The organism is Streptomyces sp. NPDC014864, assembly GCF_043081525.1.
GTDB lineage: Bacteria > Actinomycetota > Actinomycetes > Streptomycetales > Streptomycetaceae > Streptomyces.
The window spans coordinates 808,572-829,463 of sequence record NZ_JBIBWT010000001.1 but is presented as its reverse complement, the minus strand read 5'-3'; the positions used below and the strand labels follow the sequence as shown (position 1 = coordinate 829,463).

At 68.0% G+C, this 20,892-nt stretch carries 15 protein-coding genes; 8 read left to right on the top strand and 7 right to left on the bottom strand.

Features of this window, described 5'->3' with window-relative positions; genetic code table 11:
- Positions 1-280: 280 nt before the first annotated feature.
- Positions 281-802 (bottom strand): toll/interleukin-1 receptor domain-containing protein, encoded by a 522-nt coding sequence (locus tag ACF1A5_RS03890; protein WP_392191177.1) that lies wholly within the window; start codon positions 800-802, stop codon positions 281-283.
- 689 nt (positions 803-1,491) lie between these two features.
- A complete protein-coding gene (locus tag ACF1A5_RS03885) occupies positions 1,492-2,364 on the bottom strand; it encodes a DUF4231 domain-containing protein (RefSeq protein ID WP_392191176.1) in 873 nt (290 codons plus the stop codon).
- Between the two features lie 68 nt (positions 2,365-2,432).
- Between ACF1A5_RS03885 and ACF1A5_RS03880 the strand changes: the two genes are divergently transcribed.
- The 3 genes from ACF1A5_RS03880 (at position 2,433) to ACF1A5_RS03870 (ending at position 10,802) form a co-directional block, all read left to right on the top strand.
- Positions 2,433-5,372, top strand: coding sequence for a toll/interleukin-1 receptor domain-containing protein (locus ACF1A5_RS03880; RefSeq protein WP_392191175.1), 2,940 nt, complete (start codon positions 2,433-2,435; stop codon positions 5,370-5,372).
- Positions 5,373-6,141: 769 nt separating this feature from the next.
- Positions 6,142-9,162, top strand: coding sequence for an FxSxx-COOH system tetratricopeptide repeat protein (gene fxsT / locus ACF1A5_RS03875; RefSeq protein ID WP_392191174.1), 3,021 nt, complete (start codon positions 6,142-6,144; stop codon positions 9,160-9,162).
- A gap of 833 nt (positions 9,163-9,995) precedes the next feature.
- Positions 9,996-10,802 (top strand): IS5 family transposase, encoded by an 807-nt coding sequence (locus ACF1A5_RS03870; RefSeq protein ID WP_392191173.1) that lies wholly within the window; start codon positions 9,996-9,998, stop codon positions 10,800-10,802.
- Here ACF1A5_RS03870 and ACF1A5_RS03865 read toward each other — a convergent pair.
- Entirely contained in the window at positions 10,720-11,250 is a 531-nt protein-coding gene (locus ACF1A5_RS03865) for a hypothetical protein (protein WP_392191219.1), read from the bottom strand. The two genes, ACF1A5_RS03870 and ACF1A5_RS03865, sit on opposite strands and share 83 nt — an antisense overlap.
- A 250-nt stretch (positions 11,251-11,500) precedes the next feature.
- Here ACF1A5_RS03865 and ACF1A5_RS03860 point away from each other — a divergent pair, with 250 nt between their 5' ends.
- Positions 11,501-12,946: an NF041680 family putative transposase gene (locus tag ACF1A5_RS03860; RefSeq protein WP_392191172.1), complete on the top strand. Its 1,446-nt coding sequence runs from the start codon at positions 11,501-11,503 to the stop codon at positions 12,944-12,946.
- Positions 12,947-12,967: 21 nt separating this feature from the next.
- Here the strand turns inward: ACF1A5_RS03860 and ACF1A5_RS03855 are convergent.
- Positions 12,968-13,797 (bottom strand): IS5 family transposase gene (locus ACF1A5_RS03855; RefSeq protein WP_392191171.1). Its coding sequence is split into 2 segments (ribosomal slippage): positions 12,968-13,428 and positions 13,428-13,797, totalling 831 coding nucleotides; the frame shifts between segments, so codons are not numbered across the junction.
- A gap of 64 nt (positions 13,798-13,861) precedes the next feature.
- On the opposite strand from ACF1A5_RS03855, the gene ACF1A5_RS03850 reads away from it, so the two are divergent.
- The 4 genes from ACF1A5_RS03850 to ACF1A5_RS03835 all read left to right on the top strand — a co-directional run bounded on the left by ACF1A5_RS03850 (position 13,862) and on the right by ACF1A5_RS03835 (position 16,208).
- Positions 13,862-14,317: a GNAT family N-acetyltransferase gene (locus tag ACF1A5_RS03850; RefSeq protein ID WP_392191218.1), complete on the top strand. Its 456-nt coding sequence runs from the start codon at positions 13,862-13,864 to the stop codon at positions 14,315-14,317.
- A 546-nt stretch (positions 14,318-14,863) separates the two neighbouring features.
- Positions 14,864-15,289, top strand: a complete 426-nt coding sequence (locus tag ACF1A5_RS03845) for a YrdB family protein (protein ID WP_392191217.1) — start codon at positions 14,864-14,866, stop codon at positions 15,287-15,289.
- 245 nt (positions 15,290-15,534) lie between these two features.
- Complete coding sequence (locus ACF1A5_RS03840; RefSeq protein ID WP_392191170.1) at positions 15,535-15,798, top strand: CopG family transcriptional regulator; 264 nt, start codon at positions 15,535-15,537, stop codon at positions 15,796-15,798.
- Entirely contained in the window at positions 15,795-16,208 is a 414-nt protein-coding gene (locus tag ACF1A5_RS03835; RefSeq protein WP_392191169.1) for a DNA-binding protein, read from the top strand. The genes ACF1A5_RS03840 and ACF1A5_RS03835 overlap by 4 nt, the downstream gene beginning before the upstream one ends.
- A 688-nt stretch (positions 16,209-16,896) precedes the next feature.
- On the opposite strand, the gene ACF1A5_RS03830 is transcribed toward ACF1A5_RS03835, so the two are convergent.
- The 3 genes from ACF1A5_RS03830 to ACF1A5_RS03820 form a co-directional block, all read right to left on the bottom strand.
- Positions 16,897-17,574: a DUF429 domain-containing protein gene (locus ACF1A5_RS03830; RefSeq protein ID WP_392191168.1), complete on the bottom strand. Its 678-nt coding sequence runs from the start codon at positions 17,572-17,574 to the stop codon at positions 16,897-16,899.
- A gap of 189 nt (positions 17,575-17,763) precedes the next feature.
- Positions 17,764-18,381, bottom strand: coding sequence for an ester cyclase (locus ACF1A5_RS03825; RefSeq protein ID WP_392191167.1), 618 nt, complete (start codon positions 18,379-18,381; stop codon positions 17,764-17,766).
- Between the two features lie 169 nt (positions 18,382-18,550).
- The gene (locus ACF1A5_RS03820; RefSeq protein ID WP_392191216.1) at positions 18,551-20,536 is read right to left on the bottom strand and encodes a TerD family protein; all 1,986 of its coding nucleotides are present in this window, start codon (positions 20,534-20,536) and stop codon (positions 18,551-18,553) included.
- Positions 20,537-20,892 lie beyond the last annotated feature (356 nt).

Genomic DNA, 20,892 nt, shown 5'->3' with positions numbered 1-20,892 from the left:
AACTCGCCGCTCGCTACCGGGCCGGACTCCACCTCGCAGCACTCATCCTCTGGCTCCGCGAACCGAGCCAAGATCATTTGTCAGACAGGTCCTAGTGCCGAGCAGCGATCGAACTCCTAAAGCGGGTGTCGCAGACTCGAATCCTGCCGGGGGCACCACAGCAAAGGCCTCGAACGGATCTTGGTCTGAGGCCCTTGTGCAGCAGCGCGCGCCACCGACTCGCGTGCCTTGGGCTTGGCGCCGGTGAGGCGGAGCGACGCCCAGGCACGCCGCCGGACGGCTAGCTCGTCGGTGTGGGCGGTGCGATCAGGTCGTCCTCAACGGCGACCAGCTCGGCGATCTTGGTGGCAATTACTGCCATCGAATCATCCGCCGTGTCCAACCCATTTCGGGATGCAAGCAAGGGGCTAATGTTCCGGAGTTCGCCGTAGGTCGTCTCATGCACGACAGGGAGCAGCAGGTCACGTGCAAGGAGCTCCGAGAGCTCCTTGTCAGAGACGCCACCGCGCTCGAGGCGTGTCAGTAGCGCAGGGGTAACCAAGACGAGACCCGTACGCGACCTCGCCAGGCCCTTGTCGATTTCCCGCATGAACGGTTGGCCGAGCACAATGTCCTTCTCGCTGAACCAGACCGACACGCCCTCTGCTTCCAGCAGTCCGCACAACTCCTTGGCAGCACCACGCCGGTCATCCCACGCGTGGCAGAGGAAGACATCGCGAAGGTCAGGCTGTTGACGCGCGCGCAACACGGCGGCGTCGCGAACAGGACTCAGCCCCTTCACCTCGGCAGGCGTGTAAGTCACGGAGGAGGTGCTCGGTGACCAAGGCGCCCGCGTTCTGCCGCTACTGGAGCTGCCCCCACTGGTCGCCCTGCCCCCGCTACTGCTCCGCGACGTGTAAACCGGCGACGGGTAGTAGGACCGGGACGATGAGTACTCGTAGCCCCCGCCGCTGCACGCGGGGCACGCCGCACGTCCGCTGGCGCTCCGATGACCCTGGACCGGGGCTGTACAACGACTCACAACTACACGGTAGTCCACGCAACCCCTGGAGCCATCTTGTTTACGCGTAGCCCCGGTGCGCCAGCATATTCCACAGGTTGCGATTCCCCGAGGAGAAGAGACGATCGAGGCCGCTGACATGCACCGTGACTGTCTGCTCGCCTGCGGCCAACGGACCTCTGCGGGGGGGGCGGCGTCGATGCCAGAGGCGCCACACCGTCCCGAGGCAGAGCCCCCAAGTTGCTTCGAGACGAAGGGGCCATCGGCCAAGGTCTCACTGCCGCGCTTCCGCTGGCGCAACTTGCTCTGGTCGACGGCACGGCAGCGTGGCTGAAGATGGAGACGGCACAACGAGACACACGCGCGCCTGATCGGTCGGCGCGCTCTCCATCGTGGCTGACTGTCGTCGGCTGAGGCTCAGGCACCCAGGTGCCCGGCTCGGTCGAGGCGCGTTGTCCCAGAAATGACCGCGCCATAAGGGCCGGTCTTGGTCATCCGGCGCCGCGAGAAGCCCTCCACATCGTGTGTTCCCGGCTGATCGCTTCCTCCGCGTCGGCCACCTCCTGCGCCCAGTAGCCCTCGTCCGCCTGAGACAGCCGGCCATGGATGATGCTCAGCTCGGTGGCCGCGAAGGTGTAGGCGCGGCCGAGCGTCTCGTACTGCCGGACCGCGAACCAGGCCGCCCCGGCCCCCAGGACGGCCCCCAGGACCCCGGCCAGGTCGAAGGTCAGGGTTCCGGTCAGGCGCAGGACGGCCGCGGCCAGGCCGAGCCCCTCGACGGCGACCAGCAGCAGGCGCCACCGCCGTGCCCGTGCCACGTTCCAGCTCGCCTTGGTCGCGTACCAGCGCTGTTGGTCCTCGATGCGGTCCCGCAGATAGGCGTTCTTCCGGTCGGCGAAGGAGCGGGCTCGCAGCACGTTCATCGCGTCCGTGACGGCGACCAGCCCCACGGGGGCCAAGCTCGTAGCGGGCGCTTCCCGTAACAGCTCTTTCAGCCTCTCGTTGAAACGGTGTGCCGCCTCCCCCTGCGACAACTCAGCGGAGAAGGGCGCTCCTGCCACCGCGTAGCGCCAGGCAAGGGTCTTCGCGGACTCGGCCAGGGCACGGCCGTCGTACCAAGCCTGCTCCGGGCGTTCCGTGAGCAGCCAGATCTCCACGCAGACCGTCGCCACGAAGATCAGCACCAGGGCGATCAACGCCGGCCGTTGGTTGAGCACACCACAGAGCGCGGCGGCCACCGCGAGCACCAAGCGCCATTTCGTGCCCTGGAGGTAGCGGCGCTGCCCGGCCAGCGACGCCCCGTCGGAGGACCGGAACACCGCGGGAAGATCATCGTCCCGCAGTCCGTTCGCCGTACCGCTCACTCTGCCCCCTCTGATCTCTTCGCCTCCGGCTTGGAAAGCATCACAAGGCGGCCACGACGACAGGCCCAATGCGGCTACGCCACATGGTAGTTGGCGACCCGTTAGGCCAGGATGCCAGGGACGGTTCCGCACCTGCGGCGAAAGGACGGAGAAGCGCGCCGATGAGCTTTACGGCATTCATCTCGTACAGTCACGAAGCGGATAGTCACCGAGCTCGCTGGCTGAGAGACGCCCTGCACAGTTTCGCCAAGCCCTGGAACAAGGTGCGAGCTCTTCGGGTGTTTCTCGACAACGCCGCCCTATCCGCCAATCCAGGCCTGTGGAGCACGGTGGAGCAGGCGCTCGGCGAATCCGAGTTCCTGGTCCTCCTGGCGTCACCCCAGTCCGCGCGTTCCCCGTGGGTGGCCAAGGAGATCGCCTGGTGGCGGCAGGGGCCCCGGGCCGCGAACCTGCTGCTCGTCGTCACCGGCGGCGAACTCCACTGGGACCACACGGCACAGGACTTCGACTGGGAGCGCAGCACGTGTATGCCGGACGCCCTGCGGGGCTACTTCTCCGAGGAGCCGCGCTGGGTGGACCTCCGGTGGCTGAGCGAGGGCCACGAGGACGCCCCGCGGGACCCGCGCTTCCGTGAGTGCGTGGCCGACCTGGCAGCACCGCTGCACGGCCGCCCCAAGGACGAGCTGATCGGTGAGGACGTCTCCCAGCGCCGCAAATTGCAGCGCTTCCGACAGGCCATGCTGGCGGTCACGACCACGCTGGCGGTCCTGGCGTCGGCAGCCGCCGTGTACGCCTTCGTGCAGCGGAACACCGCGCGTGACCAGGCACGTCTCGCGACCGCCCGCCAACTGGCGGCCACCGCGGTCAACCTGAGTGGAGACGACTTGGACCTGGCCTCGCTGCTGGCGCTCCAGGCCTACCAGACTCAAGACACACCGGAGACCCTCTCAGCGCTGTACCAACTCACAACCCGTAGTCCCCATCTGGTGCGCTTTGTCCGGGGCGACGCGACGGTGACAGCCCTGGCTCTCACTGCCTCGCGGCAGTTCGCGGCCGTGGGCACGGCCAAGGGCTCCGTGACCGTCTGGACGTCCGACGGCAGCCGTCGGCTGGGGAAGATCTCCGTCCACGGCGAGGTCACCTCCCTGACGTTCAGCGACGACGACCGTCTGCTGGCCGTGGGGAGCAGTTCCGGCGAGACGGTCGTACGCGACGTGCAGGGGAACTACACGCGCCGGCTCCCCGCCGGCGCCTCTGGTGTCACCGGTCTTAACTTTCAGGCCTCCAGCCACAACCTGGCCGTCTTCGAGGACAAGGGAGCACTCAGACTGTTCGGAGAGCAGAGCGACGCACCGTACGCGCACGTCGACACCGGTCTTGCCGGCGAGGCGGCGGATCTTGCCTTCCAGGACAAGGGCAGGAGACTGACCCTGGTCACCTTCGGGGGCTGGCGTCTATACGACGGCAGATTGCACCAACTCCATTCATTCGACGGCACCCTGTACCCCGCCGGTGGTTTCGTGCCCGCCGCGTCACCGAGCGGGAACTGCTTCGGGTTCCTGAAGTACGGCGGACTATCCCTGGCGACGGTCGGGCAACTAGGTGAAGGGGAGTCCCCCAACCCCTTTGCGGGGAACTGCGGGATCGTCCTGCCGACCCTGCCCGACGAAGAGGCTCTCAGCCTCGCCGTGTCCGACAACCACCAGGTCGCCATCGGCACGAGCAAAGGTCTCACCGTGGCCAGGAGGGTGGACAAGGACCCCTCCCACGCGGTCGTGAACTCGCTTCCCGGGGTGAGAGCACCCTCCTTGCTGGCGTTCTCACCAGGCTCCGGCGAGCGTCTGGCCTCGGCCAGTGGCAGCACCGTGGCCCTGTGGGACCTGGGGAAAGCGGGGCCTACCCTGCACAGACACGGCGCGAGGATCGTCGACGGAGCGACAGCCGAATACCCGCCGCCTCTTTCCGTAAGCGAGGACGGCCAGGTGGCCTGGAGCCAGGAGACCACAGCAGACTCCCCGTCCACGCTGCACCTCTGGTCCGCGGGCAAAGACCTTCCGAGCAACGAAGAGGAGATACCGTACGACGACGTCGCCCTCAGCCCGGACGGCAGCACCCTGTACGCCGTGTCGAACACCGGACTGACAGTGTGGAAGAAGGCCTCTGGAGCGCTGCGCAAAACTGCGGCCGTCCCTCTGCCCGAGAGCAGCGACACCGTAGGAGAGACCCGGGTCGCCTACGGGCAGGACGGCCGAGCCGTGGTCCTGACCACGGACGGAGCCGTACTGTCTTTCGACCCCAAAACCGGAAAACTGTCCACGGCTCTCCCGCATACCGCACCCCGTCTGTCGGACGACGACCGGAAGAAGACCGGCCTCACCGAGTACACGATGACCCTGAGCGAACACGGCGCCCTCGCAGCCATCGCCTCGGACAAAGGCCCCGTCCGTGTCTACGACGTGCCGTCGGGCCGCCTGCTCCGCCAACTGGACGTCGGCGACGGGACCGTGGACGCGCTCGCCCTCTCCGAACAGAACCGCAGCCTGTACGCGGACGTCGACGGTCGCATGCTGACCAGGTGGGACACCCGGACGGGGGCGTTGCAGTGGCGGTCGGACGGGTCCGGCGGGAGCGGTCTCGCGGTGGACTCGGACGGCCGCTGGGTGGCCACACTGTCGGGAGACGGCACGGTGTGGCTGTGGGACGCCAGGACCGGTGACCGGCTGGCGGACACGGTCCTCCCGGCCCCGGACTTCTCCTGGTCCGGCACCGGCGGCACGGGCGTGCAGAGCCGCCTCGCCTTCTCGCCCGACGGGAAGCATCTGTGGTCGACCACCGAGGGCGGCGAGGTGTTGTCCTGGGACACATCGGTCGACTCCTGGATCGCGGCGCTGTGCAAGCGGGTAGGCCGCAGCCTCACCGCGGCGGAGCGCGCCCGCTACCTGACCGCCGTCTCCCGGGTCCACACCGCGTGCGGCACATATCCGGCCCGGACGACGGACACCCCCTGAGCGAGCGTGCCCGACATGGCCAGCCTGGCCGGGTTGCTCCCTGGCAGTGCCGAGGATCGACCGAACTCCCAAAGCGGTACTCATCCTGCAGTGGACTATTCGTGGACTCGCCCCGCCTGATGTGTCGCATGCAGTGGCCGTGACCTGTTGCGTTACCCAGGTACCAAGGAGCCTCCGGAGCGGTGTGCGTAGGTTCGAATCCTGCCGGGGGCACTCGCCACGGATCAGCACAGATCAAGCGCTGAGCAGGGCGGACGCCGACAGAAGAGGGCGGGAGTCAGTCTCCCTGACTCCCGCCCTCTCTCGTTTTCTCTCGATGTTCGCGACACACCTCCGACACACCCTCCGAACCCTCCCGCCGACCACGGCGGGCTGGCACCAGACAGAACAGGCGTACGTGGGGGCTCCCACCTGCACAAACGGACCAGACAGCTCAAAGTGCCGCTGTCCGGGCTGTCCGGTCAGAGACGGCTGCACACGCCTGGGTGTTGCAGCCCGTCGGCGAAGGCGACCCTTCGATGGGCGCAGGAGCCGGAGACGCCTTCCGATTTGGGCCGCCTCGCAAGGGGCGAGTAGCCGACACGGGCATACCTAACTCGATCAAGCCCCGGCTCCGCTGCGCGCTGCGCTCCACCCTTCGGCCCGCTCCACGCACGCTGCCCCGGACAGCTGCGGTTTTGACGATTCACGCCCTGCGAGCACCGTAGACGCAGGATCATGGGCGCGGTGTCCATGGCGGACGCGCAGGTTAGCGCAATGGGGGAAGTCAGTGGCCGAGTCAGTGTTCGTCAGTTACGCCGGCCCGGACCGAGCCTGGGCAGAGTGGGCGGCATGGCACTTGCGAGACGCTGGCCACCACGTAGAGCTGGACGTGTGGGACTGGCGTACGGGTGACAACTTCGTCGAGCGGATGACCGACGCGCTGCAGCGTGCGACCGTGGTGGTGGCGCTGTTCTCCAATAACTACTTCCACCGCTCTCGGTGGACCCATCAGGAGTGGACATCGGTCGTGGGTGACCGGGGGCGACTCATCCCGCTGACGATCGAACCCCTAGGCGGCACTGATGTTCCCGACATCCTGACTGCCGTGATCCGCAAGGATCTGCATGGCCTGGACGAGCCAGCCGCGATCGCCGCCTTGTTGGACGCAGTGAACGGCCCGACCGGCCCCCGGACACCGCCGGTTTTCCCTGGCGGCGCACATACGCCCGGACCGGCAGGCGCTTCCCCCGCCGGCTCCCCCGATGAACGTCCCCGAATGCCTGCCGTAGCAGGCCAGCCGCGGGTATGGAGCGTGCCGAGCCGCAACCTGCACTTCACGGGCCGCGAGAACCTGATCGCCGAGGTACGCGAAGAACTGCTCGGCAGCCAACGTACTGTGGTGCAGGCCCTACGTGGGCTGGGCGGTATCGGCAAGACACAGGTCGTGCTTGAGTACGCCCATCGTTTCGCCAGCCAGTACGACATCGTGTGGTGGATCGATGCCGAGCAGACGGATCAAGTGCACATCCAGTACAACGAGTTGGCTACGCGGCTCGGCATCGCTAATGCCAAAATCGGCGCCGAACACAACACCCGCACACTGCTGGAGCACCTGCGCACCCAGGACCGCTGGCTGATCATCCTGGACAACGCCGACGAGCCTAGCGACTTCGAGACGCTGCTTCCCTCCGGGCCCGGCCACGTCCTGATCACCTCACGCAACCCCGGATGGCGCGACATCATCCGCAGCCACGACCTGGACGTCTTTCCCCGCGCCGACTCCCTGGCTTACTTCACCGCCCGCATTCCCGGTATTGACCAAGTACAGGCCGACGCCCTCGCAGACGACCTCGGGGACCTTCCCCTCGCCCTCGCCCAGGCCGCCGGCGTCATCACCGGCGGCGTGCCGCCGATCCGCTACCGCCGCCTGCTCGCCGACAAGACCACCAAGCTGATGGCCGAGGGGAGCCCACCCGGTTACCCCACCACTCTGGCGGCCACGGTAGACATCGCCGCGTCCCGCTTGGCAGCTGACCATCCGAGCGCCGTTGCGCTGCTTCGGCTCGCTGCGTTCTTGGGCCCTGACCCCATTCCCACCATTTGGCTAGAAACTGTCAATGACCAGCTTTCAACCCTCACCGTCGACACAGAGGACATCCTGTGGCCACGGTCCGCCCTTCAGCCTTTGAACCGCTACGGCCTGGCCCGCGTCGACCACGAAACCTTCCAAATCCACCGGCTCACTCAAGCCATCGTCCGCGACCACACCGCCCCAGCCGACGTCACCGCGGCACAGGACGACGTCGCCACCCTCTTGGCTGCCGTCAACCCCGGCAACCCCGACACGCCGGCCGCCTGGCCCCAATGGGCCGCCCTCACCTCCCACCTCACGGCGCACCCGCGCACTACCATGCATCAGCCTTCGCTGCGCCAGGCTTTCCTCAAGGCCGCTCGCTACCTCGTCCTAAGCGGACAAGCACAGGCAGCCCGCGACCTGACCATCACTGTCCACTCCACCTGGACGGCGGCCTTGGGGACGGATCACCCAGACACTCTCGCTATCGCCGAAACCCGGGGCCACGCCACTGTCGACGTCGGCAAGCACTCTGAGGGCCGCCGCCTCAACGAGGACACGCTGGAGCGACGGCGCCGCGTCCTGGGCGAGGACCACCCCCACACCATCCAATCCGCAAACAACCTCGCCTCCACCCTGAATAGCCTCGGGGAACACGCGAAGGCTCACCGCATGCACACGGACACGCTGGAGCGACGGCGCCGCGTCCTGGGCGAGGACCACCCCGACACCCTCACATCCGCAAACAACCTCGCCACCACCCTGCACAGCCTCGGGGAGTACGCGGAGGCCCACCGCATGCACACGGACACGCTCGAGCGACGGCGCCGCGTCCTGGGCGAGGACCACCCCCACACCATCCAATCCGCAAACAACCTCGCCACCACCCTGTACAGCCTGGGGGAGTACGCGGAGGCCCGTCGCATGCACACGGACACGCTGGAGCGACGGCGCCGCGTCATGGGCGAGGACCACCCCGACACCCTCACATCCGCAGGCAACCTGGCCACCACCCTGGAAAGGCTCGGGGAGTACGCGGAAGCCCGCCGCATGGACACGGACACGCTCGAGCGACGGCGCCGCGTCCTGGGCGAGGACCACCCCGACACCCTCACATCCGCAAACAACCTCGCCACCACCCTGAACGGGCTCGGAGAACGCGCGGAAGCCCGCCGCATGCACACGGACACGCTCGAGCGACGGCGCCGCGTCCTGGGCGAGGACCACCCCGACACCCTCACATCCGCAAACAACCTCGCCACCACCCTGAATAGCCTCGGGGAACACACGGAAGCCCGCCGCATGCACACGGACACGCTCGAGCGACGGCGCCGCGTCCTGGGCGAGGACCACCCCCACGCCCTCATTTCCGCAAACAACCTCGCCACCACCCTGGAAAGCCTCGGAGAACGCGCGGAAGCCCGCCGCATGCACACGGACACGCTCGAGCGACGGCGCCGCGTCCTGGGCGAGGACCACCCCGACACCCTCCAATCCGCAAACAACCTCGCCTCCACCCTGAACAGCCTCGGGGAACACACGGAGGCAGTGCGACTACTCAAGGACACACGTAGTCGTAGCCGTCGAGTCCTAGGCAGCGAGCACCAATTCACCCAGCACGTAACCGAGAACCTCGCTGTCGCGCTAACAGCTGCGGGCAACCGACATGAGGCACAAAAGCTGCTTGCATCCCGCAAAAAAGGTCAGCGGCAAACGCGAGGGAAGCGCCGCTAAAGTGAAAGCTGCCGCGGCGATCTCGGGAGCGAGGTGAAAGGCGGCCCACTTCCACTCGTCCTCGTGCTCGCCTGATCCCGTGGCCTCGGACGCCGTCCTGAGCAACGAGCCAAGCCGAACCATCGCCTTGGGAGCCGTAGTAATACGCCTGGGCCTGCCCGTAGCGGACGCTCACGTCCCTGCACAGCCTCAGCACATCACCGCTGCGCTCGGCGTCGCACGGGTCGCACCACGGGCCGATGACCAAGGTCCACCCGTCGAGTTCCGGGCTGACATGCACTCGAGCCATCCCGTCAGGATTCCCCTCGGACCCGCCGTGACCATCTTCATCGATGATCTACTCGGCCTCAGTGAACGTCACGGGACGAGGCTGGACGAGCCCCATCATTTCCATGACCCCCACTTGATCACCTGCCGGTACAGCGATCCAGCACAGCCAGCATGCGGCCAGGACTCTTGGCAGATCATCAGCGGAAGAGCGCACGATCACACACTGCCTCGAGGTACCTCAGCAACGATGAGGCCCCCGGAACCTGGTGATCAGCTCCAACCGGAGGCCACCTAACTGCCTGTTCTCTATCCGCTCGTGCGGTCGGGCAGGTTCGAACGGGGGCCTGGTTCGGGTGAGTTGTCCGGGGCGGATGCATGAAGGAAGGGCCTCTTGGTAGCTCGCGGATGTCGAGTCCAGCGAGAAGCAAGAGGCCCTGTTGTCGAAGTGTCGCGTGATCGTGGTTGCCGAGTCCAGTTCGTCCACTCGTGGGTGTGACTGCCTCGCCCACAGGTTCGGAAACGCCGTCGACCGGCCGCAGCGCCGGCGCCGATACGGCTCGGACATGAGCGATGCCGAGTGGGCCGTGGTCAGGGACCTGCTGCCGGTGCCGGGCTGGCTTTCGGGCCGGGGCGGGCGTCCGGAGGGCTACTGCCACCGGCAGATGATCGATGCAGTGCGCTACCTCGTCGACAACGGCATCAAGTGGCGGGCAATGCCCGCAGACTTCCCGCCCTGGCCGCGCGTCTACGCCTTTTTCGCCCGCTGGCGGGACACGGGACTGGTCACCGAGCTGCACGACCGGCTGCGGGAAGCCGTCCGCGCCGGCGAAGGCCGCAGCCCCGAGCCGAGCGCGGGGGTCGTGGACTCGCAGTCGGTGAAGGCAGACGCCACCGTCACCTTCGGCTCACGGGGCTTCGACGCAGGCAAGAAAATCAACGGTCGCAAGCGGCACCTGCTCACCGACACGCTCGGACTTCTCCTGGCCGTGCTGGTCACACCGGCGTCCGTGACCGACCGGGACGGCGCCCGGTCCCTTCTGCCAGCGGCGGCCACCCGCTTCCGACGGCTGGCCCGGGTCTGGGCCGACGGCGGCTACACCGGCCACCTCACCGACTGGACCAGCCAGCACCTCGGCCTCGTCCTCGACATCGTCCGCCGCAGCGACGACGTCCGAGGCTTCCAGCCCCTTCCACGCCGCTGGGTCGTCGAACGATCCTTTGCCTGGTTTCTGCGCAGCCGCCGCCTGGTCAGGGACTACGAACGCCGCCCCGACACGAGCGAAGCCGTCATCCGCTGGTCGATGATCGCCCTGATGAGCCGCCGCCTGGCCGCACGATCTCGTCGGCCTGAAGTCCTGACGGCAGGGTGAACCTCCCGGGCTTCGTCTCCACCAGCCAGCCCCGTTCCACCAGCCTCTTCAGCCGTGCTCTCGCGCCCTCGACACGTGAGGCCGAGGCACTGTCCCAGCCAAGCACCACGGCCGCCCGCCGGGCACCCAGCCCGTCGTTCCCGGCTTCGGCCGCAGCTGCCATCACCGCCTGGTAGTCCACCGACAGGTCTTCGACCCCGGCCGCGTTCTGTCGATGCGGCACCGCACGGCGCGGGCCCACCGGCGTCCTCGGCGACGGGCCAACGACCGTCTCGGCCGGCTGTTCCTCCTCGGCGAGCGCTTCCAGATACTGCTCGAGGCCGATCGTCCGAAGCTTGAGAACCTCCTCGGCATCCGCCAAGTCTGCCCGCACCCGATTCAGTTCGGCTTCGAGCTCATCCACCCGCACGGCAGCGGCCTTCCGCCGCGTTTCCAAGACCGCCCGCATCGACGGCATCCGCCACCCCCACACCGACTCGATCAGCAACGAGTCGAGAGTCCCGCCACAGCCGCAATCTCATGCCTGACCAGCGGAATCCGCACACGGCATTCGGAAAGAGAACGGCCTCTAAACTTGGCGTTTAACGTCGCAGGTCACCCGACCTGCTGATCTGCGGTTCTTTCCGGGACAGTGGAGGCGGCCGTTCTCCACGCTTCGAGATGTCGAGTCACGAAGTACAAGAGAACGGCCGCTGTGTATGAGTCTGTCTGTCGACGCGCCCGCAGGCGAGGCGTTGGACGTGTTGTCCCGCTTTCGGGTCGAGTTCTACGAATGCCTCTACGCCCGCCAGGACGCACTCTTCGAGCTCACCGACGCGGTGCTGTGCGCGGACGGGCCGGTGAAGACCCTGGTCGAGCTGTCGCTGGAGGTCGAGCACCGGCGCGGGCACGGTGCGCTGTACGCGGCTTTGGACCGGGGCTGGCTGGAGCCGACGCGGTTGCGCCGTGCGCTGGCCGGCCTGCCGCTGCCGAAGGCGGCCGACGGGCGGATCGTGCTCGCCGTGGACGTGTCGCACTGGCTGCGCCCCGACGCTCCCACCAGCGCCGACCGGCTCTTCTGCCATGTCTACGGACGCGGCGACCGCTGCTCGGACCAGTTGGTGCCCGGCTGGCCCTACTCTTTCGTCGCGGCCCTGGAGTCCGGCCGCACCTCCTGGGTCGCTCTGCTGGACGCGGTCCGCCTGGGCCCGGCCGACGACGCGACCACCGTCACTGCCGCCCAACTCCGCAATACCGTCGATCGGTTGACGAGCGCAGGCCACTGGAGACCGGGTGACCCGGACATCCTGATCGTGATGGACTCCGGCTACGACGTCGCCTACCTGACCCACGCTCTCGCCGGCCTGCCGGTCGTGCTGGTCGGGCGTCTGCGCTCGGACCGGGTCATGCTCCGCGACCCCGGCCCCGCCCGGCCGGGTCCCCGGGGCGGGCGCCCCCGCCGGCATGGCGGCGTTCTCACGTTCAAGAAGCCCGACAGCTGGCACGAGCCCGACGTCACGACCGCCACGGGCACCACCCGCTACGGCACGGCCACCGCGACGGCCTGGGCCCGGATGCACCCCCGGCTCACCCACCGGGGACCCTGGCTGAACCACGCCAAGGAAGAACTCCCCATTCTGCACGGCACGTTGATCCGCCTGAAAGTCGAGCGCCTGCCCGGTGACCGGGACCCGAAACCGGTCTGGCTGTGGTGCTCGGCCACCGCCGCCGCACCGGCAGACGTGGACCGCTGGTGGCAGTCCTTTCTCCGCCGCTTCGACCTGGAGCACACCTTCCGGCTGATGAAGCAGACCCTGGGCTGGACCGCCCCGAAGGTCAGGAATCCCGACACGGCCGACCTGTGGACCTGGCTGATCATCGCCGCCCACACCCAGCTCCGCCTCGCCCGGCCCCTCGCCGAGGACCTCCGCCGCCCCTGGGAACGGCCCGCAAAATCCCGCTGCCTCACCCCCGCCCGGGTCCGCCGGGGGTTTCGCAACGTCCGCGCGACCGTGGCCCGCCCGGCAGCCGCACCGAAACCGTCCCGCCCAGGCCCCGGACGGCCACCCGGCTCGAAGAACAAGCAACAGGCCAGGCGCCACGACGTCGGCAAGACCGTCAAACGCGCCGAGTCGATCAAGGAACACCAAGCCCAGCGACGTTAAACGCCAAGCTAAGATGTCATCTCATTTGGTGAGTCTGCGGTAGCAGATGAGGGTGCAGGCGATGCTGGTGAAGGCCAGGAAGTGCTCGGCTTTGCGCTCGTAGCGGCGGTGGAGGCGGCGGCAGCCGGCGAGCCAGGATATGGTGCGTTCGATGGTCCACCGGTGGCGGCCCAGCCGCTGCGAGGACTCGATTCCCTTGCGGGCGATGCGGTGGATGATCCCGCGCTGCCGTAACCATCGCCGCAAGTGGTCGTAGTCGTATCCCTTGTCGGCGTGGAGCTTGCCCGGCTTGCGCCGTCGTCGGCCGCGGCGGGAGCGGATCGGCGGTATGCCCTTCACAAGCGGGATCAGGGCCTGGCTGTCGTGGAGGTTCGCCCCCGAGATCCCGACGGAGAGGGGCAGACCGGTCCGCTCGGTGACCAAGTGGATCTTCGAGTCGTACTTGCCCCGGTCGACAGGATTCGGACCCGTCAAATCCCCCTTTTCAGGGCCCGCATGTTCACCGAGTCGATCGCACAGCGAGACCAGTCGAGTTCGCCGCGGGAGCCGAGTTCGTCCAGGACCAGGCGATGGAGCTTGGCCCACACCCTGGCCTTCGTCCACTCGGCGAAGCGTCGATGGGCCGTGGCGCCCGACGGCCCGAACGACGCCGACGGCAACTGCTGCCACGTGCAGCCAGACGTGGCCACGAACACGATGGCGGCCAGCACCTCCCGGTCACCATGCCGACGACGGCCACCCCCCTGCGGCCGCACAGGCGCCTCCGGCACCACTCGCTGGAACAACTCCCACAGCTCATCCGGCACCAGCCGCTCAACGTCCCCACACCACGAGCCCACCGAACGCCCCAAATGAGATGACGTCTAAAGTGACGCGACGCTTTGGGTCTCGATGCAGGGGGGACGAGTGAGCAAGATGAGGATCGTCGTGGACGACCTGTCTGGTCCGCAGATCGCCCATTTCCTCGCCGAGCACGTCCAGCAAATGCGGTCCCTTACGCCCCCGGAGAGCAAGCACGCTCTCGATCTCGACGGGCTCCGCCGCCCCGAGGTCACCTTCTGGTCGGCACGGGAGGGCGACGCCGTCGTAGGCTGCGGCGCGATCACAAGACTGGACGCTCGCCACGCCGAGCTGAAGTCGATGCGCACCGCGCCGACGCGCACCCGCAGCGGAATCGCCTCCCGGCTGCTGGAACACATCCTCACCGAGGCCCAGCGTCTCGGCTTCACCCGGCTGAGCCTCGAGACCGGCTCGGCCGATTTCTTCCTGCCGGCCAGAAGGCTCTACTCGAAGTACGGGTTCGACTACTGCGAACCTTTCGCCGACTACCGGCCCGATCCGAATAGCGTGTTCATGACCAGGGTGCTCTAGCCGAGCGGGCCGGCCGCGCGCTCCTGCACCTGGGCCTCAGGCACGGCGGGACGGGCCATGCCCCCTGCTCTTCGGTTCCGGTGGGCGCGGGCATGCCAGAACCTCGGCACCGGCGCCCAGCCACGCAAAGGCTCTGGCGCCCAGCCGCACAAAGGCTCTGAGGGCAAAAAACAGTCCCCGGTAGTACTGCGCGTGTCCTGAAGCTTCAGTCGTCACTGTCGCCTCGGTATCGCGCCGGCTTGCCGGGGGCCTGAACCACATCCTGTCCAAGTCACTTCGCCGACTAGACGTCCTCATCGACTTTGCAGCTCTTTCGGTGTTATGGCCTACTCACCACGATGCACGCCGGACGCCACGAGTCAATACCTTTTGGGTAGGTTTCGGGGGAAAATTTACCGCGATCATCTTCGACCGCGGCACCCGGCCTGTCCGGGCACGCCGGTCTACGGGTGTTCCCCTCGATCGATCCAGCTCAAGTGGTTCGCTCCGTCCACGCCATGACCGCCGCCGTGCCATGCTGGCGTGCCGGAGCAGCGGGAGGATCGGATGGCGGGGGACACCGGTGGTGTGGCCGGGCCGAGTGCACGGCCCTGGTACGGCGCGAACGAAGTCCTGGCGTTCTTGCTTGAGCTCGCAGCGCTGGGTTTTCTGGGCTGGTGGGGATTCGGTGCGGGGCATGAGGGTGCTCTCCGGATCCTGCTCGGAGTGGGAACGCCCCTGCTGGCCATCATGGTCTGGGCGCTGTTCGCCGCGCCCCGGGCCCGGCTGCGGCCGCGGCTTCCGCTGGTCCTGGTGGTGAAGGCGCTGGTGCTCGGCGGTGGTGCCGCCGCTCTGTACGGCGTGGGTCATCCCGTCGCGGCGGGTGTCGTCGCTGTCGTGACGGCCCTGAACACGGCGGTGGCGGAGATCTTCCGCGCCACCCCGCCCAGCGCGGTGCCGGCCGGGCTTCACCGTCCGAGTGACCACGACTGACCACCCGGGGGTTCACGGACCGTCGGCAGAGCGCGGTTCTACGCAGCCCGTCCTCGGTAGGGCTGCGCTGCGCTCACCGTTCGCGGCCCACGCCGCCTCCTCCTGAGAGCACCGTGTGTCTGACCTGTCGAACGCCGCATGGCCTCCACGGCCTGCCTCCAGCCCACCCATCGCTGCAGCAGCAACGCCGGGAGGCAGAGCGCGCGAGGCCCGCAGGGGGGAGGATGAGAGGTAGGATCAGTAGCATGAGTGAGCCTACCGGCAAGTACTCCATCACCATGCCGCGCGACATCGCGGAGGCCGCCAAGGCCCGCAGCGGACCCTCCGGGCTGTCCGCCTATGTGGCCGCGGCCGTGGCCCGCCAGATCGAACGGGACAACCTCAATGAGCTGATCCAGGTGGCCGAGGCCGAGCACGGACCCATCACGGAAGAAGAGATCCAGTCCCTGCGGGACCAGCTCCACCAGGCACGCGAGCAGCGGACGCGGCACGGAGCGACCGCAGCGTGACTCGTACCCCCGCCGTCCCCGGCGGCACCCTGGTCCTCGACAGCGAAGGGCTGGCCAAGGCTGTCCTGCGAGACCGTACAGTGACCGGCTGGCTCGCCCTGGCTCGCGCCGATGACCTTCGTGTGATCACTTCGGCAGCCACCCTCGTAGAAGTAGTCCATCCCCGGATCAACCGCCCGGCGCTGGAGTGGACCCTTTCCCGCCTCGTCGTCGAACCGGTCACCGAGTCGGTCGCCCGGCACGCCGCCGCGCTCCTCGCCGACGCCGGCCTCCACGGCCACAAGTGCGCCATCGACGCCATCCTCAGCGCCACCGCCCTCACCGCGCCCGGCCCCGTCACGGTGCTCACCTCCGATCCCGAGGACGTCGCGGCACTGTGCGGCGGGCGTATCACAGTGATCAAGATCTGACGACGTGCGTGGAGCGCCCGAGTCTGGATCGGGGCGCGTCGAGCAAAGTGCTGGGCCCGGTCATTCGTCGCCGATCGCCCACTCGCGCTCATGACCTGGTTCGTCGAGCAGCGGTCTTCTTCGCCCTCCGCGCACGTGCAGCTGCGGTCCCGGGGTCCGTCGGTTCGGCGTCCGAGATCTGGGAGGCGAGCGTGAGCCAAGCTCGGGCGTCGGTGCCGTCGAGGTCGTCGGTCCACATCAAGGTGCCGTTCGGACCGGCGGCCTTGCCCATGGACCGATGCTGTTATTCGCCCACCACTCCTTCTCGCGTTCCCACTTCCGCGCACTGTCGGGGAGGTCGAGCATGCCGGCGTGCTCCCGGAAGACCGTACGGCCGTCCTTCGTGGCCACGGTGAGGTCGGGACGGACGACACGGCCGTCGCGCCGGTGAGCGGCTCCTCGCAGAGCCTCAGTCCCAGTGCCGGGCGGTCGAGGAGACCCTCGATGACGACCTCGGTCCTCGAAGCCATCGGCGTGCCGTCGGCGGACACGTGCATCGACTTGCGGGCGTACCGCATTCCGAGCCCTGCGACTTGTGCGCCGCGAAGGCCCACGCCGGCTCCAGCAAGGCGTCGTGCTTGTCCGGGGGCCAGTAGCTGTACGCGTGGCCGGGCTGCGAGCAAGCGAGTCGTCGAAGGTGAGGGGTGGATCAGTATCGAATCTCGACGAGGCGCCCCTCTGCATCCGGCTCGGGCACCTCAGGGACCCGATTCGCTGTCCCGAGCACGATCCGGTTCGCCGACCAGGCCGCGACAGCGGCGTCGAGCACGTCGTCCACGGGGATGCGGTCCGCCTCGCCAAGCTCGTCCGGTAGCACGAGGCCGGCCGCGGCCAGCAGCGAGCGGCGCAGGTTCTGGCCGCGCCAGGTCTTCTTGGCGTAAGCCAGCGGCACTTCGTCGGCCAAGGCGTAGAAGGACACCTCGGGGTGCACCTCGTGGATCCGCTCATCGGCGAGCCAACACGCCCGCGCCTCGAGCAGCTTCGGTCTCAGCGCCCATGCCTGTCGGCTCAGCCGACTACCGGTGAGCTCCTGGCACCGGCCGGCGGCCGCCGTGTAGTCCTGTTCCTCCCACGCCACCCTTGGCGCTACGGGAAAGACACTGCTGCGCCGCACCCCGAGCAGCGCCCTGGCCGCGAGGTCCGCAGCACGCCAGCCCCTCTCGACCAGGCCCAACGGCATGTCCACCGCGACCGCGTCCACCTCGCCGGCGCGCTCGATCAGCCTCTCGAGCCGGAGATCCACCAGACTGCCCGCGTACGCGCCGTCCGTGAGCCTGATCCCGACCCACCCCTGCTTACCGCAGGCGTCGACCCCAAGGACGTCCATTCCACCCCCTCGCGCGCGGGCCCGAGCCGCAACGTAGCAGCACCCACGGTCCCGAAGTCCGCCGCTCGCCGCCGTTCCCACGTCCCGAGCCCGCCGGAGCGCATCATGCGTGCAAGGTCCTCGGAGACATCCGCCACCAGGCGTGGGACGAGCCTTCCGCCAGGGCCCGGGAAGGGAGACCGCTCAGCGCTACTCGGTGCTGCGGTGGACGGTGTTGGCCGGCGTCCCGCCGCGGAGCTCGTTCAGGAACCTGTCGAAGTTCCCTTCCGACCAGTGCTCGACGATCTGGCCGTGTTTCACGCGGTCGATGGAGATGCCGCTGAGGTGGACCTCGTGGCCGGAGGCGGGAATGCCGAAGATCGTCCCGGTGTGGACGCCTCCGAAGCTCCAGCGCGTGACGGCCTTGTCGCCTTCCACGATCTGGTCCTGGACGGTCATCTTGTAGTCGGTGATTCCCGCCTTGATGGCGAGGTCGGCCTGGACCCAGTCCTCACGCTTCGCGGGTCCGTCGAACCCGTGGAGTACCAGGTCCTTCGAGATGTAGCGATCGAAGCCGGCGGCCAAGTCGCCGTTGTAGCTGGCGTAGAACGCCGAGGAGACCTGCCGCGGCGACAGATGGTGTGGGCGCGCGTGGGCGGACGCGGCGCCGTGCGGGCCCTGGCTCTGTGCCGCCGCCGGGACGGCCATGCCAGTCAGCGTGGCGGCGACGGCGAGGCCCGCTATGGCGCCGATCACCTTCCTGCGCTGTTGGGGTGCGGAGGTGGCGGCGGGGGCGGATGCGGCCTTACGGATCTTCCTTGAGATCACGGGACACTCCTGATAGTTCGTGTCAATTCCTGACATCGAATTGGATGACGCGGCAAGCATGCCCCCGCCGAGCCTCACAAGCGTCACGGTTGGACTCGAAATCGTCTCGGCTTCGAGCGGTACTCAAGGCTGGGGCTGCTTGAGCCGTTGATGCACGTGGCGCGGCGGCTCAGCCCAGGTGGACCACCACGGTGGTGTAGAAGCGGTGCACCGCGTCGTCGACGCTGCGGATGAAGCCGGACTCGGCGTTGCCGCGGCTGCTCCCCATGCCCTTGAGCAAGGACAGGCGGAAGCCGGTGATACGGGTGCCGCTGTCCTTCGGGAGCATGTCCGCGGGCTCGGGGCGAAGCCGTTCCAGAGTGCCTCGCGGACCGCCCGTCTCCCCTTCGACGAGTGTCTCGACGTGGAGGTCCGCCGGCGCCTCGGCCAGGCGCCGGACGAGCCGTTTCGCCCAGGACAGGGGGTAGCCCTGTTCGGGTGCCGGGATCTCGATGGAGGTGCGCAGCTTGCCGGTACGGAGGTCCGCGCTGATCGCCAGGATGCCCGGCGTTCCCTCGATGCGCAGCTCCGCTTGCAGTCTGCCGTCGCGGCACAGTTGATCGGCGAGCCGGAGCCGGCGCGCTCCCGGGTCGGTGCCCCGCTTGGCGCGCTGGACGGGCAGCACCTTCTGGCCCAATTCGCCACCCAGCCCGAGGCATACCTGGCGAATGAGCCGCTCCCAGCTCTCGACGACCTCCAGCGCGCGCCGGTCTCCGTGGCACAGGGTCTCTTCGTCGATTCCGTTGCGCACGGGTACCCAGGCCGGGCCCATGTTCTGGAAGCCGTGGCATCCGGAGTTCTCGTGCTGCAGGTAGTGCAGCAGCTCCTGGAGAAGCCAGGCATGCGCCGCATTGCCGACACCCTCGTGCCGGATCAGCATCTGTGCCTGATGAGCGACTTCCGCCCAGGAAAGGTGCCAGAGGGCAACCTTGTGCTTGCGTCGTCCGTCGATCTTGACGTCGACGAGTGGGCTGCCCTCTAACGCGACGTCGTTCGACAGCGTGATCACGGACTCGTAGCCCCGTCGCGCGGCGATGTCCATGTACGCCTGGACCTGCTCGGCCTTGAGACTGTTGCCGTTGGTCTTCGTCTCGACCAGAGCGGTCCACAGTTTGCCCGCCCGCTCGACGCGGATCACGCCGTCGGGGCGTCGCGGGGTATCACCGTGCGGCAGGGTGACCTCGGTGAAGGTCTCCATACGGCCGGCCGGCGCGCCGAAGGCAGCCGTGAGTCTCCGGCCGAATTCCGGCACTTGAGCCATCACCGACAGCAATACCGAGGTGGCACGCGTTTCACGGTCCCGGTCGCTCTTGAGTGCGGACACCGGGAAGAGGCGGGCCCCCTTCCAGGACTCGTTCTCCGCCAGGGTCTTCTTGGCCGCCTTGGGCAGGGTGACCTTCTTCTTGGCGGTACGCGGCCGTGCCGTCGGCCTCTTCTGCTCGGCGTCGTCGTCGGACGTACGAGGAGCCGGGACGGCCCCCAGCGCCTCCGGCGGACTGGGCTCGCCAGCCGCGGTCGAGGGCGTCCTGTACCCCTGATCGTCCGCCGCGGTACCTTCCTGCGCCTCCACCGCGCCCGCGTCGTCGTCGATGTCGACGCCGAAGTCCGTTGCCAGACCGGCGAGACCGGCATCGTAGCCCTGGCCGACGGCGCGGAACTTCCACTCTCCGCCGCGCCGGTAGAGCTCGCCGAAGATGATCGCGCTCACCGAGTCGGCTTCGTCGATGGCGAAGCGGAGGAGGTCGTCACCGGCACCGTCCGCCAACGACAACCGCACACCCTCGAGTTCCCCGAAGCGCGCTCCCTCGTACCTGCTGGCAGCCACGACTATGCGGTCGACCTCGGACGGGACCGCGGTCAAGTCGAAGCTGATGCGGTCCTCGTTGCCGTCCGCCGTCGGCGTCTTGCCCAGAAGCTGCACACTTCCGTCGGCGGCGACCGGGTTGTTGTAGAAGTAGAAGTCGGTGTCGCTGCGCACCTTGCCGTCGGCGTTCAGCATCAGAACGGACACGTCCGCGTCGCCTTCGCCGGTCGGGCTTCCCCAGCCCAGACTGACGATCACCGAACCGACGTTCTCACTCAAGGCTCCCAGAGTCACATTCGAGCCCTTGATCATTTCGTGCACAATGCCCCCAACTAGCGCAACCTCACAGCGCGGGCCTCCCCGACCCGGCTGGTTCACGCGCGACAAGATGTGACGTGCCGCACACAGGTGAGTGTAGTGTCCACGGAGCGAGGCGTGGGCCGGACGGGATCTTCGAGCTGTCCATCGACGGTCACAGCGATGCCTGGGGCCGCTGGACGCCCGAGAGGAGCGGTCGAGGGCCGCGAGGGGCCGGACGTGGCGGGACCCGGGAGTCGTATCCAGCTCCCGGGTCCCTGGGGATGCCACCCTGGTGCGCACGCCGATGGCGTTTAAGAGTGCGGATCAGTTGTCAGGCCGTCGTGTTCTTCCTTTGAACTACCGCACCG